Below are 16,056 nucleotides of genomic sequence, written 5' to 3' on the forward strand. Positions count from 1 at the left end.
CGAGCAACCAGAGCAGGACGAGACTCGCTGATCATACGGGCCGATCACCCGGTATCGGGAATAAGCGTTCGATCCAGCGTGATACTCACTTATGTAGCAATCTCCCCGACGAAAGGACACACCCCGAGTGGCGAGCAAGGTGACGTCCACCGTCATGCGTAAGGGGCTCCGCGTACTCGGGGTGGCCATCCGGGCCGAGAAGGCCGTGTTCACCGCGGCCGTGCTGTCCAGCGGCGTGTACGGCGCGATGACGGTCGCGTCCGCCTGGGCGCTGGGCTGGGCCACCGAGAACGTCGTGCTGCCCGCCTTCGGCGCGGGGGAGACCGCCGCCGGGGCGATGTCCCTGGCGCTGCTCCTCATCCTCGGCACCGCGCTGCTCAAGGCGCTCGGGGTCGCCGGGCGGCGCTACTTCGCCGGAGTCATGCAATATCGCATGCAGGCCCGTTCCCGCCGGGACGTCACCCGGCAGTACCTGCGGCTCCCGCTGGCCTGGCACCACCGTCACCCGACCGGCCAGCTGCTGTCCAACGCCAACGCCGACGCCGAGGCCGCCTGGGCCCCGCTGGCCCCGCTGCCGATGGCGGTCGGCGTGATCGTCATGCTGTTCACCGCGGCGGTCGCGATGGTGATCACCGACCCCGTGCTCGCCGTCGTCGGCTTCCTGATCTTCCCGGCGATCGCCCTGATGAACCTGGTCTACCAGCGCAGGCTCAGCCCCCTGGCGACCCGCGCCCAGCAGCTGCGCGCCGAGGTCAGCGAGATCGCGCACGAGAGCTTCGACGGCGCCCTGGTCGTCAAGACCCTCGGCCGTGAGGAAGAGGAGACCGTCAGGTTCCGGGCCAAGGCCGAGGAACTGCGCGACGCCAACATCGCGGTGGGGCGCGTGCGCGGCCTGTTCGACCCGGTGCTGGAGGCCCTGCCCACCCTCGGTGTGCTGGCCGTCCTGCTGGTCGGCGCGGCGCGGCTGGAGAGCGGCGCGATCACCGCCGGCGTCCTGGTCCAGGTCGCCTACCTGTTCACCCTGCTCGCCTTCCCGATCCGCGCCCTGGGCTGGGTGCTGGCCGAGCTTCCCCGCGCCGTGGTCGGCTACGAGCGGATCCACGCCGTGCTCTCGGCCACCGGCTCCATGGAGTACGGCGCCGCCGCGCTGGCGGCCGACGGCCCGGCCCGGCTGCGGGTGAGCGACCTGAGCTACGCCTACGGCGACTTCACGGTCCTGCACGGGGTCGACTTCGAGGTCGAGCCCGGCCGTACCGTCGCGCTCGTCGGCCCCACCGGCTCCGGCAAGTCCACCCTGGTCCAGACCTTCGTCCGCCTGGTCGACCCGGCGCGCGGGGCCGTCCTCGTCGACGGCACGGACCTGCGCGAGGTCGCGCGCGGCGGGGTCAGCGACGTGGTGTCGCTGGTGCCCCAGCAGACGTTCCTGTTCGACGACACGGTGCGCGGCAACGTCACCCTCGGCCTGCCGATCTCCGACCAGGACGTCTGGCAGGCGCTGCGGCTGGCCCAGGCCGACGGCTTCGTCAGCGCCCTGCCCTCCGGCCTGGACACCATGGTCGGCGAGCGCGGCACCAGCCTGTCGGGCGGCCAGCGCCAGCGCCTGGCCCTGGCCCGCGCGCTGGTGCGCCGCCCCCGGCTGCTCGTCCTGGACGACGCCACCTCCAGCGTGGACCCGCAGGTCGAGGCCAAGATCCTGTACGGCCTGCGGGACGCGGCCGCGATGTCGTCGGCCTCGACCGTGGTGGTCGTCGCCTACCGGATGGCCACCATCGCCCTGGCCGACGAGGTCGTCTACCTCGAACACGGCCGGGTCGCCGACCGGGGCACCCACGACGAGCTGCTCGCCCGCTGTGAGGGTTATCGCAACCTGGTCACCGCCTACGAGCGCGAGGAGGCCGAGCGCGAGGCGCTGGAGTCCGACGAGGAGGTCAGCGCGTGAGCGGGCCGGCCGAGACCCGGGCACGGCGGACGGGGCCCGCCGGGCGGGCGCGGCGGACGGGGCTTACGGGATGGCAGGGCGGTTCGGGGATGACGGCGACGGAGGAGAGCAAGTGAGTGCGCTTCAGGGGGTGGAGCGGTCGGCGCTGGCGACCGTGCGACGGGGCCTGTCCCTCACCCCGGAGTTCCGCAAAGGACTGGCCGGGACGTTCGCGCTGGCCATGCTCGCCACCGTCGGCAAGGTGATCGTGCCGATCGCCGTCCAGCAGACCGTCGACCGCGGGCTCAAGGACGCGGTGCCCGACGTGCCGTTCATCCGCGACATGGTCCTGGTGTGCGCCGCGGCCGTGGTGTTCACCGCGCTGTGCGGCTATCTGATGAACGTCCGCCTGTACAGGGCGACCGAGTCCTCGCTGGCGACGCTGCGGGTGCGCGGCTTCCGGCACGTGCACGACCTGTCGGTGCTCACCCAGAACTCCGAGCGGCGCGGCGCGCTGGTCTCCCGGGTCACCGGGGACGTCGACCAGATCAGCGCCTTCATGCAGTGGGGCGGACTGATGATCATCGTCGCCCTGGGCCAGCTGCTGGTCGCCAGCGTGGTGATGTTCCTCCTGTCCTGGCAGCTGGCGCTGCTGGTGTGGGCCTGCTTCCTGCCGCTCATGATCGTGCTGCCCCGTTTCCAGCGGTGGCTGTCGGCCGCCTACACGCGGGTCCGCGAGCGCACCGGCGACATGCTCGCCGCGGTCAGCGAGTCGGTCGTGGGCGCGGCGGTGATCCGGGCCTACGGCTCCGAGTCCCGTACCGCCGAGCGGCTGGACACCGCGATCGACGCCAACAAGGCCGCCCAGGCGCGCACCCAGCGGATCGTCGCCACGGTCTTCCCGCTGACCGAGATCGTCGCCGCGATCACCCTGGCCGCCATCGTGCTGCTCGGCGTCCGCCTCGGCGTCGGCGGCGGCATCACCAAGGGCGACCTGATCGCCTTCCTGTTCCTGATCACCCTGTTCGTCTCGCCGCTGCAGATCGCCACCGAGGTGCTCAACGAGGCGCAGAACGCGATCGCCGGCTGGCGGCGCATCCTCGGCGTGCTCGACACCCCGCCGGACGTCGCCGACCCGGGCCCGCAGGGCGTGGAGCTGCCGCGCGGCCCGATCTCGGTCGCCTTCGAGGGCGTCGGCTTCGCCTACCCCGGCGGCCCGCCGGTGCTCAGCGAGGTCACCGTGGACATCCCGCCGCGCTCGCGGATCGCGGTGGTGGGCGAGACGGGTTCGGGCAAGACGACCTTCGCCAAGCTGCTGACCCGCCTGATGGACCCCGTCTCCGGGCGGGTCACGGTGGACGGGGAGGACCTGCGCCGGGTGCGCTTCTCCTCGCTGCGCGAGCGGATCGTCATGGTGCCGCAGGACGGCTTCCTGTTCGACGGCACGCTGACCGACAACGTGCGCTTCGGCCGGCCGGACGCCACCGACGAGGAGATCGCGCTGGCCATGACCGAGCTGGGCCTGACCGACTGGGTGGAGGGCCTGCCCGCGGGCCTGGACACCCCGGTCGGCCAGCGCGGCGAGTCGCTGTCGGCCGGCGAGCGCCAGCTCGTCGCGCTGGCCCGCGCCTACCTGGCCGATCCCGACCTGCTCCTGCTGGACGAGGCCACCTCCGCGGTGGACCCGGCCACGGAGGTACGGCTGGCGCGGGCCCTGGAGGGCGTCACGCGCGGCCGTACGGCGGTCTCCATCGCCCACCGGCTGTCCACCGCCGAGGCGGCCGACGAGGTGCTGGTCTTCGAACACGGCCGGATCGTCCAGCGCGGCCCGCACGCCGAACTGGTCGCCGAACCGGGCGTCTACGCCGACCTGCACGCCTCCTGGGTGGCCGCCGCCCACTCCTGAGCGCCGGGGCGGGGCCTTCCGCGGCTCCGGCGGGCCGGATCCCGGCGCCGCGAGGGGTTAGCGGGGGCGCGCAGGTGGCAGAGATCAGGCATGGACGCGAACCTGTTGCCGCCGGGAGTGCAGTCGGCCGTGGCCGAGACCGACCTGATGGAGGATATGGAGAACCTCCTGGTCGACGACGACGACGATGACGACCCGGTCCTGCGGCGGCTGGACGGCAGTCCCGTCGACACCTGGCGGGAGCACTACCCCTACAGCGAGCGCATGTCCCGCGACGAGTACGACAAGGTCAAACGGCTGCTCCAGATCGAGCTGCTCAAGCTCCAGTACTGGATCAAGGACACCGGCGGGCGGCTGGTGATCCTGTTCGAGGGACGTGACGCGGCGGGCAAGGGCGGCACGATCAAGCGGTTCATGGAGCACCTCAACCCGCGCGGGGCCGGCGTGGTGGCCCTGGAGAAGCCCAGCGAGCGCGAGAGCACCCAGTGGTACTTCCAGCGCTACATCGCCCACATGCCCTCCGCCGGGGAGATGGTCTTCTTCGACCGCTCCTGGTACAACCGCGCCGGGGTGGAGCGGGTCATGGGGTTCGCCACCGAGGAGCAGTACCTGGAGTTCATGAAGCAGGCGCCCGAGCTGGAGCGGATGCTGGTGCGCGACGGGATGCACCTGGTGAAGTTCTGGTTCTCGGTCTCACGCAGGGAGCAGCGCACCCGGTTCATCATCCGCCAGGTCGACCCGGTCCGGCAGTGGAAGCTGTCGCCGATGGACCTGCAGTCGCTGGACAAGTGGGATGAGTACACCGAGGCCAAGGAGGACATGTTCCTGCACACCGACACCGGCGAGGCGCCCTGGACGGTGATCAAGAGCAACGACAAGAAGCGGGCCAGGGTCGAGGCCATGCGCTACGTCCTGAGCCTGTTCGAGTACGACGGCAAGGACCACGACATCGTCGGCGACCCCGACCCGAAGATCGTGGTCAAGGCCGCCGACGTGCTCGACGCCGACCGCAGCCGATAGCCGCGGCGCCCTCGGTGACCGGTTCCTACCGGGGGCCCGCCTCGCCGCCGGACAGGCGCTGGGCGAGATAGATCGGGACGACCGACAGCACGATCAGGGCGGCGGCGACCACGTTCACCACCGGGGCCTGGTTGGGGCGGAACAGGTTCTCGAAGATCCACAAGGGGAGGGTCTTGACCCCGGCGCCCGCGGTGAAGGTGGTCACGATGATCTCGTCGAACGACAGCGCGAAGGCCAGCAGCCCGCCCGCGAGCAGGGCCGAGCGGATCATCGGGAAGGTGACCAGCCGGAAGGTGGTGAAGACGTCGGCGCCCAGGTCGGCCGAGGCCTCCTCCAGTGACGATCCCGTACGGCGCAGCCGGGCCAGCACGTTGTTGTAGACGGTCACCACGCAGAACGTGGCGTGCCCGACGATCACCGTGAACATCCCCAGCCCCAGCCCGAACGGCTCCAGCACCGCGCGGAAGGCGTTGTTCAGCGCGATGCCGGTGACGATGCCGGGCAGCGCGATCGGCAGGATGATCAGCAGCGAGACCGCGTCCCGGCCGAAGAAGGAGTGGCGCTGCAGAGCGAAGGCCACCATGGTGCCCAGCACCAGGGCGATCGCCGTCGCGCCCAGCGCGGCCTGGATCGAGGTCCACAGCGCCTCGCGCACGCCGGTGGAGTTCCAGGCCGCCTCCCACCAGCGCAGGGTGAACCCGGGGGGCGGCCAGCCGAAGGTGCGGTCGGCGTTGAAGGAGTTGAGCAGCACGATCAGCAGCGGCACGTAGACGACGGCCAGGCCGCCGGCCAGCGCGGCCCAGAGCATCGCGCGGGCCGTGCGAGAGAGGTTCACAGGTTCTCCAGGGCTCCGGTGCGGCGGACCGCGGCGAGGTAGGCCAGCATGATCAGCACGGGGACGGTGGCGACCGCGGCGGCGAACGGGAGGTTGTTGGCCGCGCCGATGTTGTCGTAGACGACGTTCCCGATGAGCTGGGACCTGCCGCCGACGATCTTCACGGTGATGTAGTCGCCGAGAGACAGGGAGAAGGTGAAGATCGACCCGGCGACCACGGCCGGGAACGTCAGCGGCCACACGACCGTGCGGAAGGTCCGCCGGCCGCGCGCCCCCAGGTCCCCCGCCGCCTCCAGCAGCGAGTTCGGCAGCCGCTCCAGGCCCGCGTAGATCGGCAGGATCATGTACGGCAGCCACAGGTAGGAGAGCGTGATGATCGTGGCGGTCAGGCCGTACCCCCAGCCCAGCAGGCCGTCGGCCGACAGCAGGACCCGCCAGGCGTAGGCCTTGACCAGGTAGGAGGCCCACAGCGGGGTCAGCACCGCGATGACCAGCCAGCGCTGCGCGCGCGGCGGGGCGAGCTTGGCCATCGCGAACGCCATGGGGAAGGCGATCACCAGGTCGATCAGCGTCACCGCGGCCGCCACGCCCACCGAGCGCAGCGCGATCGTGCGGTAGACCTCGGTGGTGAGGAGTTCCCGGAAGTTGGCCCAGGTCAGCTCCCTGACCAGGTCGCCGGTGAAGGTGTCGGTCCGCCACAGGGCCGACACGAACAGGGCGGCCAGCGCGCCCAGGTAGGCGACGCCGAGCCAGAGCATGGGCGCCGACAGCAGCAGCGACAGCCGCAGCCGGGCGCGCCGGTGCAGGATGGCGGCCAGGCGCCGCCGGGGGCCGCCGGGCGCGGGGGTCGTGCCGCCCCGCGGGGCGGACGGCGCGGCGGACGGCGGGGGGCCTGGCGGGGTGGTGTTCGCGGTGGTGTTCAACGACGTGCTCGTTCCTGTGCCGGTACGGCGTGCTCGTTCCCGTGCCCGCGGCGCGGGCGGTCGGGGGTCCGGGACCGCGGAGGGCCGGTCGGGGATCGGGGGCGGAGCGGCGCCGGCGGGGCCCGCCGGCGCCGCGGGGGTCAGCCCTTGATCTCGGTCCAGGCGCGGGTCCACTCCGCGTAGTCCTTGCACTTCACATCGGTGCGGCCGTCCAGGCACTGGGCGATCGGGGTCGTCCAGTACCAGACCTTCGAGAAGTACTCCTCGTCGGTGGCGTGGAAGGTCTCGCAGTGCTTGGGGTCGGCGGTCATCTCACACGACTTGGCGTTGGACGGCGCCTCGCCGAAGTACTCGGCGACCTGGGCGTTGGCCTTGGGGGAGATGATCCAGTCGAGCCACTTGTAGGCGCAGTTGGGGTTCTTGGCCCCGGCCGCGACCATCCAGGTGTCCGACCAGCCGGTGGCGCCCTCCTTGGGCAGCGTCACCTCCACCGGGGTCTTGTCCGCCTGGGCGACGTTGGCGATGACCTGCCAGGTGGTGCCGGCCACCGAGTCGCCGCTCTTGAAGGCCTGGACCTCCTTGGTGTAGTCCGACCAGTACTCGCCGATGATCTGCCGCTGCTGCTTGAGCAGGTCCACCGCCGCCTGGAACTGCGTGTCGTCCAGCGCGTAGGGGTTCTTGATGCCGAGATCGGGCTTGGTGGCCATCAGGTACACCGCGGCGTCGGCGATGTAGATGGGGGAGTCGTAGGCGGTGATCTTCCCCTTGTACGGCGAGGCCGGGTCGAAGACCACGCTCCAGGAGTCGGGCGCGGGCTTGACGACGTCGGTGCGCCACATGAGGAGGTTGGCGCCCCGGCCGTGCGGCACGCCGTAGGCGACCCCGTTCACCGAGTTCCACGGCTTGTCCTTCAGGCCCTCGAAGACGTCGGCGTAGTTGGGGATCAGCGCCGTGTCGACCGGTGCGACGTCCCCGCCGGCGATCAGCCGGAGCGAGGCGTCGCCGGAGGCGGAGACCGCGTCGTACTCGCCGGTCTTCATCAGGTTCACCATCTCGTCGGAGGTCCCGGCGACCTTGGAGTTGACCTGGCAGCCGGTGGCCTGCTCGAACGGGGTGACCCAGTCGACCTTGGGGTCGTTGGAGCCGTCCTCGACGTATCCGGCCCAGTGGACCAGGTTGACCTGGCCCTCGCCCGTGCCGAGCGACTGCAGCGCCTCGATCTTGGGCGGGGTGAAGCCGCTCTGGCCGGGCGCGGCGGAGGCGCCGGTCGGTTCGGAGCCGGAGCCGCAGGCGGCGACGGCGAGGGCGAGCGCGGAGAGCACGACCACGAGGCGGGGGACGGCCGGCCCGGGGGTGGCCGAGCGGGAGGTGGCCGGGCGGGAGGTGGCCGGGCGGGGGGTGGATCGCATCAGATGACGACCTTTCTCACGAGACGATCGCGAACTCGTGCCGGCGGTGCCAGACGAGCCGGACCCTGGTGCCGCGCAGGCTCATCACGTCCATGGACGAGACCTGCAGGTTCTGCTGGAGCGCGATGAGCCGGCCGCCCGCGTCGAGTTCGACCACGAACCGGGTCGCCGGTCCGGCGTAGACGACCTCGCTGACGGTGCCGGTCGCGCTGTGCTCGGCGCCGTCCACCGATTCGCCGAGCCCGGCCACGCGCAGCTTCTCCGGCCGCACGCTGAAGGTGCCCTCCTTGCCGAGTACGGCCTGCGCCGCCTCGCCGGAGATGAGGTTGGAGGTGCCGACGAACCCGGCGACGAAGGCGGTCGAGGGCCGTTCGTAGATCTCGGCGGGGGTGCCGACCTGCTCGACGCGGCCCTCGTTGAAGACCGCGACCCGGTCGCTCATGGTCAGCGCCTCCTCCTGGTCGTGGGTGACGAACAGGAAGGTGATGCCGACCTCGCGCTGGATGGACTTGAGCTCGACCTGCATCTCCTCGCGGAGCTTGAGGTCCAGCGCGCCGAGCGGCTCGTCCAGCAGCAGCACCCGGGGCCGGTTGACCAGGGCGCGGGCCAGCGCGACCCGCTGGCGCTGGCCGCCCGACAACTGCCCGGGCCTGCGCCCCCCGTAGCCCTCCAGCCGGACCGAGGCCAGCGCGGCCAGGGCCCGCTCGTGCCGTTCGGCCCGGGGGACGCGCTTGACGCGCAGGCCGTACTCGACGTTGTCGAGCACGTTCATGTGCGGGAACAGCGCGTAGTCCTGGAAGACGGTGTTGACGTCGCGCTCGAAGGGGGCCAGCCGGGTGACGTCCGCGCCGCCGAGCTCGACCGTGCCCGAGGTGGGGGTCTCGAAGCCGGCGATCATCCGCAGCACGGTCGTCTTGCCCGAGCCCGAGGGCCCGAGCATGGCGAAGAACTCACCGTCGGCGATGTCGAGGTCCACGCCGGTGACGGCGTGGACCGCGCCGAAGCTCTTGCGGAGGCCGCTCAGCCTCACCGCTGGGTCTGACATGACCGGAAACATATGGGTTTAAATGTTTAACTGCAAGAGCGGATCCGGTATCACTGGGGCGGACTCCGGGAGATGAGGTGTTCGCGGGTGGGCGAGCCGAGAACGACGAGGCGGTGGCCCCGCCGGGCCGAAGACGTGCCCGCGGGCCGGGTGTTCACCGGCCGGGCGTCCGCGGGTGGCGGGGTGGCCGCGGGTCCGCCTCCCGCGGCCGGTTCGCCGGGTGAGAGGGGCGCGGGGCCGTGACGGAGATCTCCGGCGGTGCCAGGCTGGCCGCCTTCGCCCCGGTCGACAACACCGCCCGGGTGGACGCCGTGGTCCGCAGGCTCACCGACGCGATCGTCCTGGGCCTGCTGGCCGACGGGGAACAGCTGCCGAGCGAGGCCGAGCTCGCCGCCCAGCTCGGCGTCTCCACGGTCACCCTCAGGGAGGCCCTGATGGCCCTGCGGCAGCAGGGCATGGTCGAGACCCGCCGGGGGCGGGGCGGGGGCAGCTTCGTGCGGGTGCCGCGGGAGGCCCCCGCGCTGCTGGACCGGCTGCGCGACCTGACCGTGGAGGAGCTGCGCGACCTGGGCGACCACTACGCGGCCATCGCCGGGGCCGCGGCCCGGCTGGCCGCCCAGCGGGCGCTGCCCGGCGACATCGCCCCGCTGCGGCGCACGCTGGAGGAGATGGCCGCCACCCGGGACGAGGCGCACCTGCGCAGGCTGCACGGCCGCTTTCACATCGAGGTCGCCGCGGTCTCGCAGTCCGCACGACTCACTCGGGAGGAGATCCGGTTACAGGCCGACATCGGACCGTTGCTCTGGCTCGCCCACACGGGAGAACATGGGCCGTCGGCTCAGCACCGCGCCATCGTGGGGGCCATCCAGCACGGCGACGGTGACCGGGCCAGGGAACTGGCGGAACGGCACGTGCTCGACGCGGTGGAACACCTCATCGAACTGCGGCTGCGCGAGCCGTGAGCGTGATCGTGGCTAAGGCGGTGGATCGACGTGGGTGACTTCCGGACATCGCCGGCACCCGGTACGGCGGCCGGCGGGATGACCGGCACCGTGAGTGCCACCGCGAACGGCGTCGCGAGTGCCGTCGTGGACGGCACGCCGACCGGCGCGGCGGGCCGTACGGCCGGCACGGCGGCCGGGGCGGCCGACGCCGTCGCCGGCATCGTGGAGGGGGTCTTCGAGGAGCTCCACCGGGTACGCGAGGCGGTGGTCCGGATCATGGGGCCGGAGCCGGTGAGCGGCGACCTGGCCGCGCTGCGCCCCCTGCTCCTGCCGCGCCTCGGGGGCCTGATCTCCGGCATCGGCTTCATCGCCGAGCCCGGTCTGCTCGCCGACGCGCCGTGGTTCCTGGAGTGGTGGCAGGAGGGCCCCTCCGGTGAGCCGGTGCGCCTGGTCAGGGACATGGACCCGGCCAGCAGCGCCTTCTACGACTACACGCACTGGGAGTGGTTCGCCGGGCCGCGCTCCGGCGACGGGCACACGATGGCGGGGCCGTACGTCGACATCCTGTGCACCGACGAGTACTCCCTCACCCTGGCCGTGCCGGTGTGCGCGGAGCGGGGCTTCGCCGGGGTCGCCGCGGCGGACGTGTTCGTGCGCCGCTTCGAGGTCGCGGTGCTGCCGGTGCTGCGCGCGCTGCCGGGCCCGGCGTTCCTGGTCAACCGGCAGGGCCGGGTGGTGGCCTCCACCACCGCCAGGCAGCTCACCGGATCGATCTTCCGCGGGGCCCCGGGAACGGCGTCGCACCCATGCCGGGAACTGCCCCTGTCCCTGGTTGCGGCACAATTGCCGCATGCCCCTTGACCCCGCGATCGCAGCCCGGCTGAAGCGCACCGCCGACGGACTGGTGCCCGCCGTCGTCCAGCAGTACGACACCGGCGAGGTCCTCATGCTCGCCTGGATGAACGACGAGGCCCTGCATCGCACACTGACCACCGGCCGGGCCACCTACTGGTCGCGCAGCCGGGCCTCCTACTGGGTGAAGGGCGACACCTCCGGTCACGTCCAGCACGTCAAGTCCGCGGCCCTCGACTGCGACGGCGACACGATCCTGCTCAAGGTCGACCAGGTGGGCGCGGCCTGCCACACCGGCGACCGGACCTGCTTCGACGCCGCAGAGCTGGCGGTGGTCCCGGAGTGAACGCCAGGCGGGCACTGTGGAGGTGGGTGCTCGCGTGCGCGGCGGGCGCCGGGCTGGTCCTGCTGGCCGCCGGGCGCGGATGGGCCACCCTCGACCCCGAGGGGGCCGGGACTTCCGAACCGCCCGTCCTGACGGGCTCGGCGACCGCGTCCTTCCTGGGCCCGGTGGCGCTGGCGGCCCTCGCGGCGACGGTCGCGGTGCTCGCCGCGCGCGGGTGGCCGCGCAGGGCCGTCGGCGCGGTGATCGCGCTCTGCGGGCTGGGCGTGCTGGCCGGCGTCCGGCACGGGACCGGCGCGGGCGCGCTGGCCGCGGCGACGCAGTCGAACCTGGGCAGGGGCGTGGCCGCCGGCGGCGAAACCGATCTCACCGCCTTCACGGTCCACTGGACCTGGCCGGCGGTCGCGGCGGCCGGCGGCCTGCTCCTGCTGGCGGCGGGGGCGGTCGCCGCGCTCCGCGGCCACCGCTGGCCGGGGATGTCCGACCGCTACGACCGCACGGAGTCGTCCTCCGGCGGCGCTGCGAGCGGTCCGGCACAGGGGCCGGTGAGCGAGCGGGCGCTGTGGGACGCGATCGACCGCGGCGCCGACCCGACGGCCGGGCCGCGCGACGGCGAGGGCTGAGGCCGCACCGCAAAAGCGGAGCAGTGGCGGACATGTCAGTGATGTGTCTGCCATATCCGTTTTATGGTGGTCACAACTTGTCCACAGACTGGCCGTGGACCTTCCGTGAGCGCAGGCAGTCGCTAAGCTTCCGCCCGCGACTCGGATAAAGGGGAATCATTTATGAGCTATGGCAATCACTCAGGCGGTTACGGGCCGCCGCAGGGAGGCGGCTACGGGCCTCCCGGGGGGTACGGCGGCGGCGGTTACGACCCCTACGGCTATGGCGCCCCCCAGCCCCGTCCCAACAACGGCATGGCCATAGCCACGCTGGTCATGGGCATCGCCGGCCTGTTCGTCTGCGGCGTCACCTCCCTGGTGGGCATCGTGCTCGGCCACGTCTCGCTGGGCCAGATCAAGCGGACGGGCGAGGAGGGACGGAGCATGGCCATCGCGGGCCTGGTCCTGTCCTACTTCGGCGTCGCCTGCTGGGTCATCGTCCTGCTGGTCTGGCTCGGGCTGCTGGGCGTCCTGTTCGGCGGGGCCGCCGTCTCCTCCTACTCGGGCGCCTGACCGGTCCCCGCCGGCCGGATAGCGTGACCGGAGACGGGTGGCCGCCGGCGGGGAACCCGGAGGGAGGCGGGTCCATGGGGGAGACGGCACGGGGACAGTCGACACGGGGACGGACGACGCGGGGAGAAGCGGCGCGGGAAGGGACGGCGCGGGCGCGGCGGCGCGGGATGCGGGTCCTCGCCCCCCTGGCCACCGCCGCGGCGGCCGCGGCGGCGGTCTCCTACGTGGCCGCCGTGGACCCGAACGAGCCCGGCCACTATCCCTCCTGTCCGTTCCTCCTGCTCACCGGGCTCTACTGTCCCGGCTGCGGGGGCCTGCGGGCCGTACACGCCCTGGCCCACGGCGACCCGGTCGCGGCCCTCGGCCTGAACCCCCTCCTCGTGCTCACGGTCCCCGTGCTGGCCGTGCTGTGGGGGCACTGGGCGCTGCGGTCGTGGAAGGGTGAGCCGTTCGCTCGGAAAGCTCCGCGTGCGGTATACGCCTGGATTCTTCTGGCTTTAATGATCGGTTTCTGGATAGCGAGAAACCTGCCTTTTGCGGATTTTCTGGCCCCATAGGGTCCTATACGGCTCACCCCCGTGGCCGAGTGACCTCGGCAAGGCCGATACCATCGGCGGGACAAGGGCAATCGATCGGGAGGGACCTGTCTCGTGCGCGAGCGGAGCGAGCGGACCGCGGACACGGCGGTGTTCGCGAACTTGATCGACGAGCTTCACGAGGAGGCCAAGTGAGCGTTCTGGACGACATCATCGAAGGGGTCCGCGCAGACCTGGCCGAGCGGCAGAAGGTCGTCTCCCTGGCCGATCTCAAGGAGCGCGCCGAGCGCGCGCCCGCGCCCCGCGACGTCTACAGGGCGCTGGGCGGCGACCAGGTGGCGGTCATCGCCGAGGTGAAGCGTTCCAGCCCCTCCAAGGGCGCGCTGGCCGCGATCGCCGACCCCGCGGCGCTGGCGGCCGACTACGAGGCCGGCGGCGCGCACGTCATCAGCGTGCTGACCGAGCAGCGCCGCTTCGGCGGCAGCCTGGAGGACCTGGCCGCCGTGCGCGCGGTCGTCGACATCCCGGTGCTGCGCAAGGACTTCATCGTCACCTCCTACCAGCTGTGGGAGGCCCGTGCCCACGGCGCCGACCTCGCGCTGCTGATCGTGGCCGCGCTCGACCAGAACGCGCTGGTCTCCCTCATCGAGCGCGCCGAGTCGATCGGGCTGGCGCCGCTGGTGGAGGTGCACACCGCCGAGGAGCTCAGGCGGGCGCTCGACGCCGGGGCGAAGATCATCGGAGTCAACGCGCGGGATCTCAAGACCCTCGAGGTGGACCGCGAGGTGTTCGCCAAGCTGGCCCCGGAGATCCCCGAGGGCGTCATCAAGATCGCGGAGTCGGGTGTGCGCGGCCCCCACGACCTGCTCGCCTACGCCAGGGCCGGCGCCGACGCCGTCCTCGTCGGCGAGAGCCTGGTCACCGGTAAGGACCCCCGCGCCGCCGTGGTGGACCTGGTCACCGCCGGTGCCCACCCCGCATCCCGACCCGAGGGACAGTGAGACAAGTGACATCGACAGAGGGAACCCTCCTCACCGCCGCCGACCTGGCCGGCAACGGCGTCCACGGTGACGACCCGGACGTGCACGGCAAGTTCGGCATCTTCGGCGGCCGCTACGTGCCCGAGGCGCTCATCCCGGCGCTGGACGAGGTCGCGGCCGAGTACGAACGCGCCAGGAACGACGTCGCCTTCCTGCGGGAGTTCGACCACCTGCTGCGCACCTACGCCGGCCGGCCGACCACCCTCACCGAGGTGCCGCGCTTCGGCGAGCAGGCGGGCGGCGCCCGGATCATCCTCAAGCGCGAGGACCTGACCCACACCGGTGCCCACAAGATCAACAACGTGCTCGGCCAGGCCCTGCTGACCAAGCGCCTGGGCAAGAACCGGGTGATCGCCGAGACCGGCGCCGGCCAGCACGGCGTCGCCACCGCGACCGCCGCCGCCCTGATGGGCCTGGAGTGCGTCATCTACATGGGGGCCGTCGACTGTGAGCGCCAGGCGCTGAACGTCGCGCGGATGAAGCTGCTCGGCGCGACCGTGGTCCCGGTGCACAACGGCAGCAAGACCCTCAAGGACGCCATCAACGAGGCCTTCCGCGACTGGGTCACCAACGTCGACACCACCCACTACCTGTTCGGCACGATCGCGGGCCCGCACCCGTTCCCGGAGATCGTCCGCGACTTCGCCCGCATCATCGGCGTCGAGGCCCGCCGCCAGATGCTGGAGCTGACCGGCGCCCTGCCCGACGCCGTCTGCGCGGCCGTCGGCGGCGGATCCAACGCGATCGGCGTCTTCCACGCCTTCATCGAGGACAAGGACGTCGCGCTGCACGGCTACGAGGCCGGCGGCCGGGGCCTGGAGACCGGCGAGCACGCGCTGACGCTCACGGCCGGCTCGGTCGGCGTGCTGCACGGTTCCCGCACCTACGTCCTGCAGGACGAGGAGGGCCAGACGATCGAGTCGCACTCGATCTCCGCCGGCCTCGACTATCCCGGCGTCGGCCCCGAGCACGCCTGGCTGAAGGACAGCGGCCGCGCCACCTACCACGGCATCACCGACGCCGAGGCGATGGAGGCCTTCTCCCTGCTGGCCAGGACCGAGGGCATCATCCCGGCGATCGAGTCCTCGCACGCGCTCGCCGGAGCCCTCAAGCTCGGCCGCGAACTGGGCCCCGAGGCGACCATCCTGGTCAACCTCTCGGGCCGGGGTGACAAGGACATGGGCACCGCGATGAAGTACTTCAACCTCTGACGACCGTACGGAACATACGATGACGACTCTCCAGACGGCGTTCGCCAAGGCCAAGGCGGACGGCCGCGCCGCTCTCGTCGGATACCTGCCCGCCGGGTTCCCCACCAAGGACGGCGCGATCGCGGCCGCCACCGCCATGGTCGAGGCGGGCTGCGACGTGATCGAGATCGGCCTGCCGTACTCCGACCCGCTGATGGACGGCCCGACGATCCAGGACGCCGTCCACCGGGCGCTGAGCAACGGCACCCGCATCGCCGACGTGCTGCGCACGGTCGAGGGGGTGGCCAAGACGGGCGCCGCCACCCTGGTCATGACGTACTGGAACCCGATCGACCGCTACGGCGCCGAGCGCTTCGCGCGCGACCTGGCCGGCGCAGGCGGGACGGGCACCATCACCCCCGACCTGACCCCCGAGGAGTCCGGCCTCTGGCGGCAGGCCAGCGCCGAGGCCGGGATCGACACCGTCTTCCTGGTCGCCCCCAGCTCCACCGACGAGCGCATCGAGGCCGTGGCCGACTGCTGCACCGGCTTCGTTTACGCGGCCTCGCTGATGGGCGTCACCGGCGCCCGCGAGTCGATCAGCTCGGGCGCCAAGGGCCTGGTGGAGCGGACCCGCGCTCACACGGACCTGCCGGTGTGCGTGGGCCTGGGCGTCGGCACCGGCAAGCAGGCCGCCGAGGTGGCCGGCTACGCCGACGGCGTCATCGTGGGCTCGGCCTTCATCCGCCGCCTCCTGGACGCCCCCGACGAGGCCTCCGGCCTGGCGGCGGTCCGCGAACTGGGCGCCGAGCTCGCGGCGGGCGTGCGCGCCTGACGCACCCGGCGACCCGGGCCGGATAGTCCCGATCGGGCCGGGTGGGCCCGGTCGACGTCGCCGGTCCGCACCCCGTGGTTCTCCG

General features: G+C 72.1%; 16 protein-coding genes. 12 read left to right on the plus strand and 4 right to left on the minus strand.

What is annotated here, in order from left to right:
- The first annotated feature begins 154 nt into the window (after nt 1-154).
- The 3 genes from Pta02_RS22150 (at nt 155) to ppk2 (ending at nt 4,844) form a co-directional block, all read left to right on the plus strand.
- Nucleotides 155-1,939: an ABC transporter ATP-binding protein gene (locus tag Pta02_RS22150; protein ID WP_203876810.1), complete on the plus strand. Its 1,785-nt coding sequence runs from the start codon at nt 155-157 to the stop codon at nt 1,937-1,939.
- Between the two features lie 70 nt (nt 1,940-2,009).
- Nucleotides 2,010-3,824: an ABC transporter ATP-binding protein gene (locus Pta02_RS22155; protein ID WP_203876811.1), complete on the plus strand. Its 1,815-nt coding sequence runs from the start codon at nt 2,010-2,012 to the stop codon at nt 3,822-3,824.
- 90 nt (nt 3,825-3,914) lie between these two features.
- Nucleotides 3,915-4,844 carry a polyphosphate kinase 2 gene (gene ppk2 / locus Pta02_RS22160; RefSeq protein WP_239131138.1) on the plus strand — a complete coding sequence of 310 codons (930 nt, stop codon included), beginning with the start codon at nt 3,915-3,917 and terminating at the stop codon, nt 4,842-4,844.
- 25 nt (nt 4,845-4,869) lie between these two features.
- On the opposite strand, the gene Pta02_RS22165 is transcribed toward ppk2, so the two are convergent.
- The 4 genes from Pta02_RS22165 to Pta02_RS22180 form a co-directional block, all read right to left on the minus strand.
- Nucleotides 4,870-5,679 carry an ABC transporter permease gene (locus Pta02_RS22165; RefSeq protein WP_203876812.1) on the minus strand — a complete coding sequence of 270 codons (810 nt, stop codon included), beginning with the start codon at nt 5,677-5,679 and terminating at the stop codon, nt 4,870-4,872.
- The gene (locus Pta02_RS22170; protein WP_239131139.1) at nt 5,676-6,602 is read right to left on the minus strand and encodes an ABC transporter permease; all 927 of its coding nucleotides are present in this window, start codon (nt 6,600-6,602) and stop codon (nt 5,676-5,678) included. The genes Pta02_RS22165 and Pta02_RS22170 overlap by 4 nt, the downstream gene beginning before the upstream one ends.
- 140 nt (nt 6,603-6,742) lie before the next feature.
- On the minus strand, nt 6,743-8,011 hold the full coding sequence (locus tag Pta02_RS22175) for an ABC transporter substrate-binding protein (RefSeq protein WP_203876813.1): 1,269 nt from the start codon (nt 8,009-8,011) through the stop codon (nt 6,743-6,745).
- Between the two features lie 16 nt (nt 8,012-8,027).
- The gene (locus Pta02_RS22180; protein ID WP_239131140.1) at nt 8,028-9,056 is read right to left on the minus strand and encodes an ABC transporter ATP-binding protein; all 1,029 of its coding nucleotides are present in this window, start codon (nt 9,054-9,056) and stop codon (nt 8,028-8,030) included.
- A 239-nt stretch (nt 9,057-9,295) separates the two neighbouring features.
- Here Pta02_RS22180 and Pta02_RS22185 point away from each other — a divergent pair, with 239 nt between their 5' ends.
- From Pta02_RS22185 to trpA, 9 genes are all read left to right on the plus strand, one after another.
- Nucleotides 9,296-10,018: a FadR/GntR family transcriptional regulator gene (locus tag Pta02_RS22185; RefSeq protein WP_203876815.1), complete on the plus strand. Its 723-nt coding sequence runs from the start codon at nt 9,296-9,298 to the stop codon at nt 10,016-10,018.
- A 90-nt stretch (nt 10,019-10,108) separates the two neighbouring features.
- Complete coding sequence (locus tag Pta02_RS22190; protein ID WP_203876816.1) at nt 10,109-10,861, plus strand: cache domain-containing protein; 753 nt, start codon at nt 10,109-10,111, stop codon at nt 10,859-10,861.
- On the plus strand, nt 10,851-11,198 hold the full coding sequence (gene hisI, locus Pta02_RS22195; protein WP_203876817.1) for a phosphoribosyl-AMP cyclohydrolase: 348 nt from the start codon (nt 10,851-10,853) through the stop codon (nt 11,196-11,198). Before Pta02_RS22190 ends, hisI begins: the two co-directional genes overlap by 11 nt.
- A gap of 26 nt (nt 11,199-11,224) precedes the next feature.
- A complete protein-coding gene (locus tag Pta02_RS22200) occupies nt 11,225-11,818 on the plus strand; it encodes a TIGR02234 family membrane protein (protein WP_203876818.1) in 594 nt (197 codons plus the stop codon).
- Between the two features lie 162 nt (nt 11,819-11,980).
- Entirely contained in the window at nt 11,981-12,370 is a 390-nt protein-coding gene (locus tag Pta02_RS22205) for a DUF4190 domain-containing protein (protein WP_203876819.1), read from the plus strand.
- A 167-nt stretch (nt 12,371-12,537) separates the two neighbouring features.
- Nucleotides 12,538-12,927 carry a DUF2752 domain-containing protein gene (locus Pta02_RS22210; RefSeq protein WP_203876820.1) on the plus strand — a complete coding sequence of 130 codons (390 nt, stop codon included), beginning with the start codon at nt 12,538-12,540 and terminating at the stop codon, nt 12,925-12,927.
- Between the two features lie 170 nt (nt 12,928-13,097).
- Nucleotides 13,098-13,907: an indole-3-glycerol phosphate synthase TrpC gene (trpC, locus tag Pta02_RS22215; protein ID WP_203876821.1), complete on the plus strand. Its 810-nt coding sequence runs from the start codon at nt 13,098-13,100 to the stop codon at nt 13,905-13,907.
- Between the two features lie 44 nt (nt 13,908-13,951).
- Nucleotides 13,952-15,157, plus strand: a complete 1,206-nt coding sequence (gene trpB, locus Pta02_RS22220; RefSeq protein ID WP_239131159.1) for a tryptophan synthase subunit beta — start codon at nt 13,952-13,954, stop codon at nt 15,155-15,157.
- A gap of 19 nt (nt 15,158-15,176) precedes the next feature.
- Entirely contained in the window at nt 15,177-15,971 is a 795-nt protein-coding gene (gene trpA / locus Pta02_RS22225) for a tryptophan synthase subunit alpha (protein WP_203876823.1), read from the plus strand.
- Nucleotides 15,972-16,056 lie beyond the last annotated feature (85 nt).

Origin of the sequence: Paraplanobispora takensis, assembly GCF_016863195.1 — a bacterium.
GTDB lineage: Bacteria > Actinomycetota > Actinomycetes > Streptosporangiales > Streptosporangiaceae > Planobispora > Planobispora takensis.

Coding starts and splice junctions, on each gene's coding strand:
- Pta02_RS22175 (WP_203876813.1), bottom strand. CDS start 8,011: ATGCGATCCACCCCCCGCCCGGCCACCTCCCGCCCGGCCACCTCCCGC.
- hisI (WP_203876817.1), top strand. CDS start 10,851: ATGCCCCTTGACCCCGCGATCGCAGCCCGGCTGAAGCGCACCGCCGAC.
- Pta02_RS22205 (WP_203876819.1), top strand. CDS start 11,981: ATGAGCTATGGCAATCACTCAGGCGGTTACGGGCCGCCGCAGGGAGGC.
- Pta02_RS22150 (WP_203876810.1), top strand. CDS start 155: ATGCGTAAGGGGCTCCGCGTACTCGGGGTGGCCATCCGGGCCGAGAAG.
- Pta02_RS22180 (WP_239131140.1), bottom strand. CDS start 9,056: ATGTCAGACCCAGCGGTGAGGCTGAGCGGCCTCCGCAAGAGCTTCGGC.
- trpA (WP_203876823.1), top strand. CDS start 15,177: ATGACGACTCTCCAGACGGCGTTCGCCAAGGCCAAGGCGGACGGCCGC.
- Pta02_RS22210 (WP_203876820.1), top strand. CDS start 12,538: ATGCGGGTCCTCGCCCCCCTGGCCACCGCCGCGGCGGCCGCGGCGGCG.
- Pta02_RS22155 (WP_203876811.1), top strand. CDS start 2,010: ATGGCAGGGCGGTTCGGGGATGACGGCGACGGAGGAGAGCAAGTGAGT.
- ppk2 (WP_239131138.1), top strand. CDS start 3,915: ATGGACGCGAACCTGTTGCCGCCGGGAGTGCAGTCGGCCGTGGCCGAG.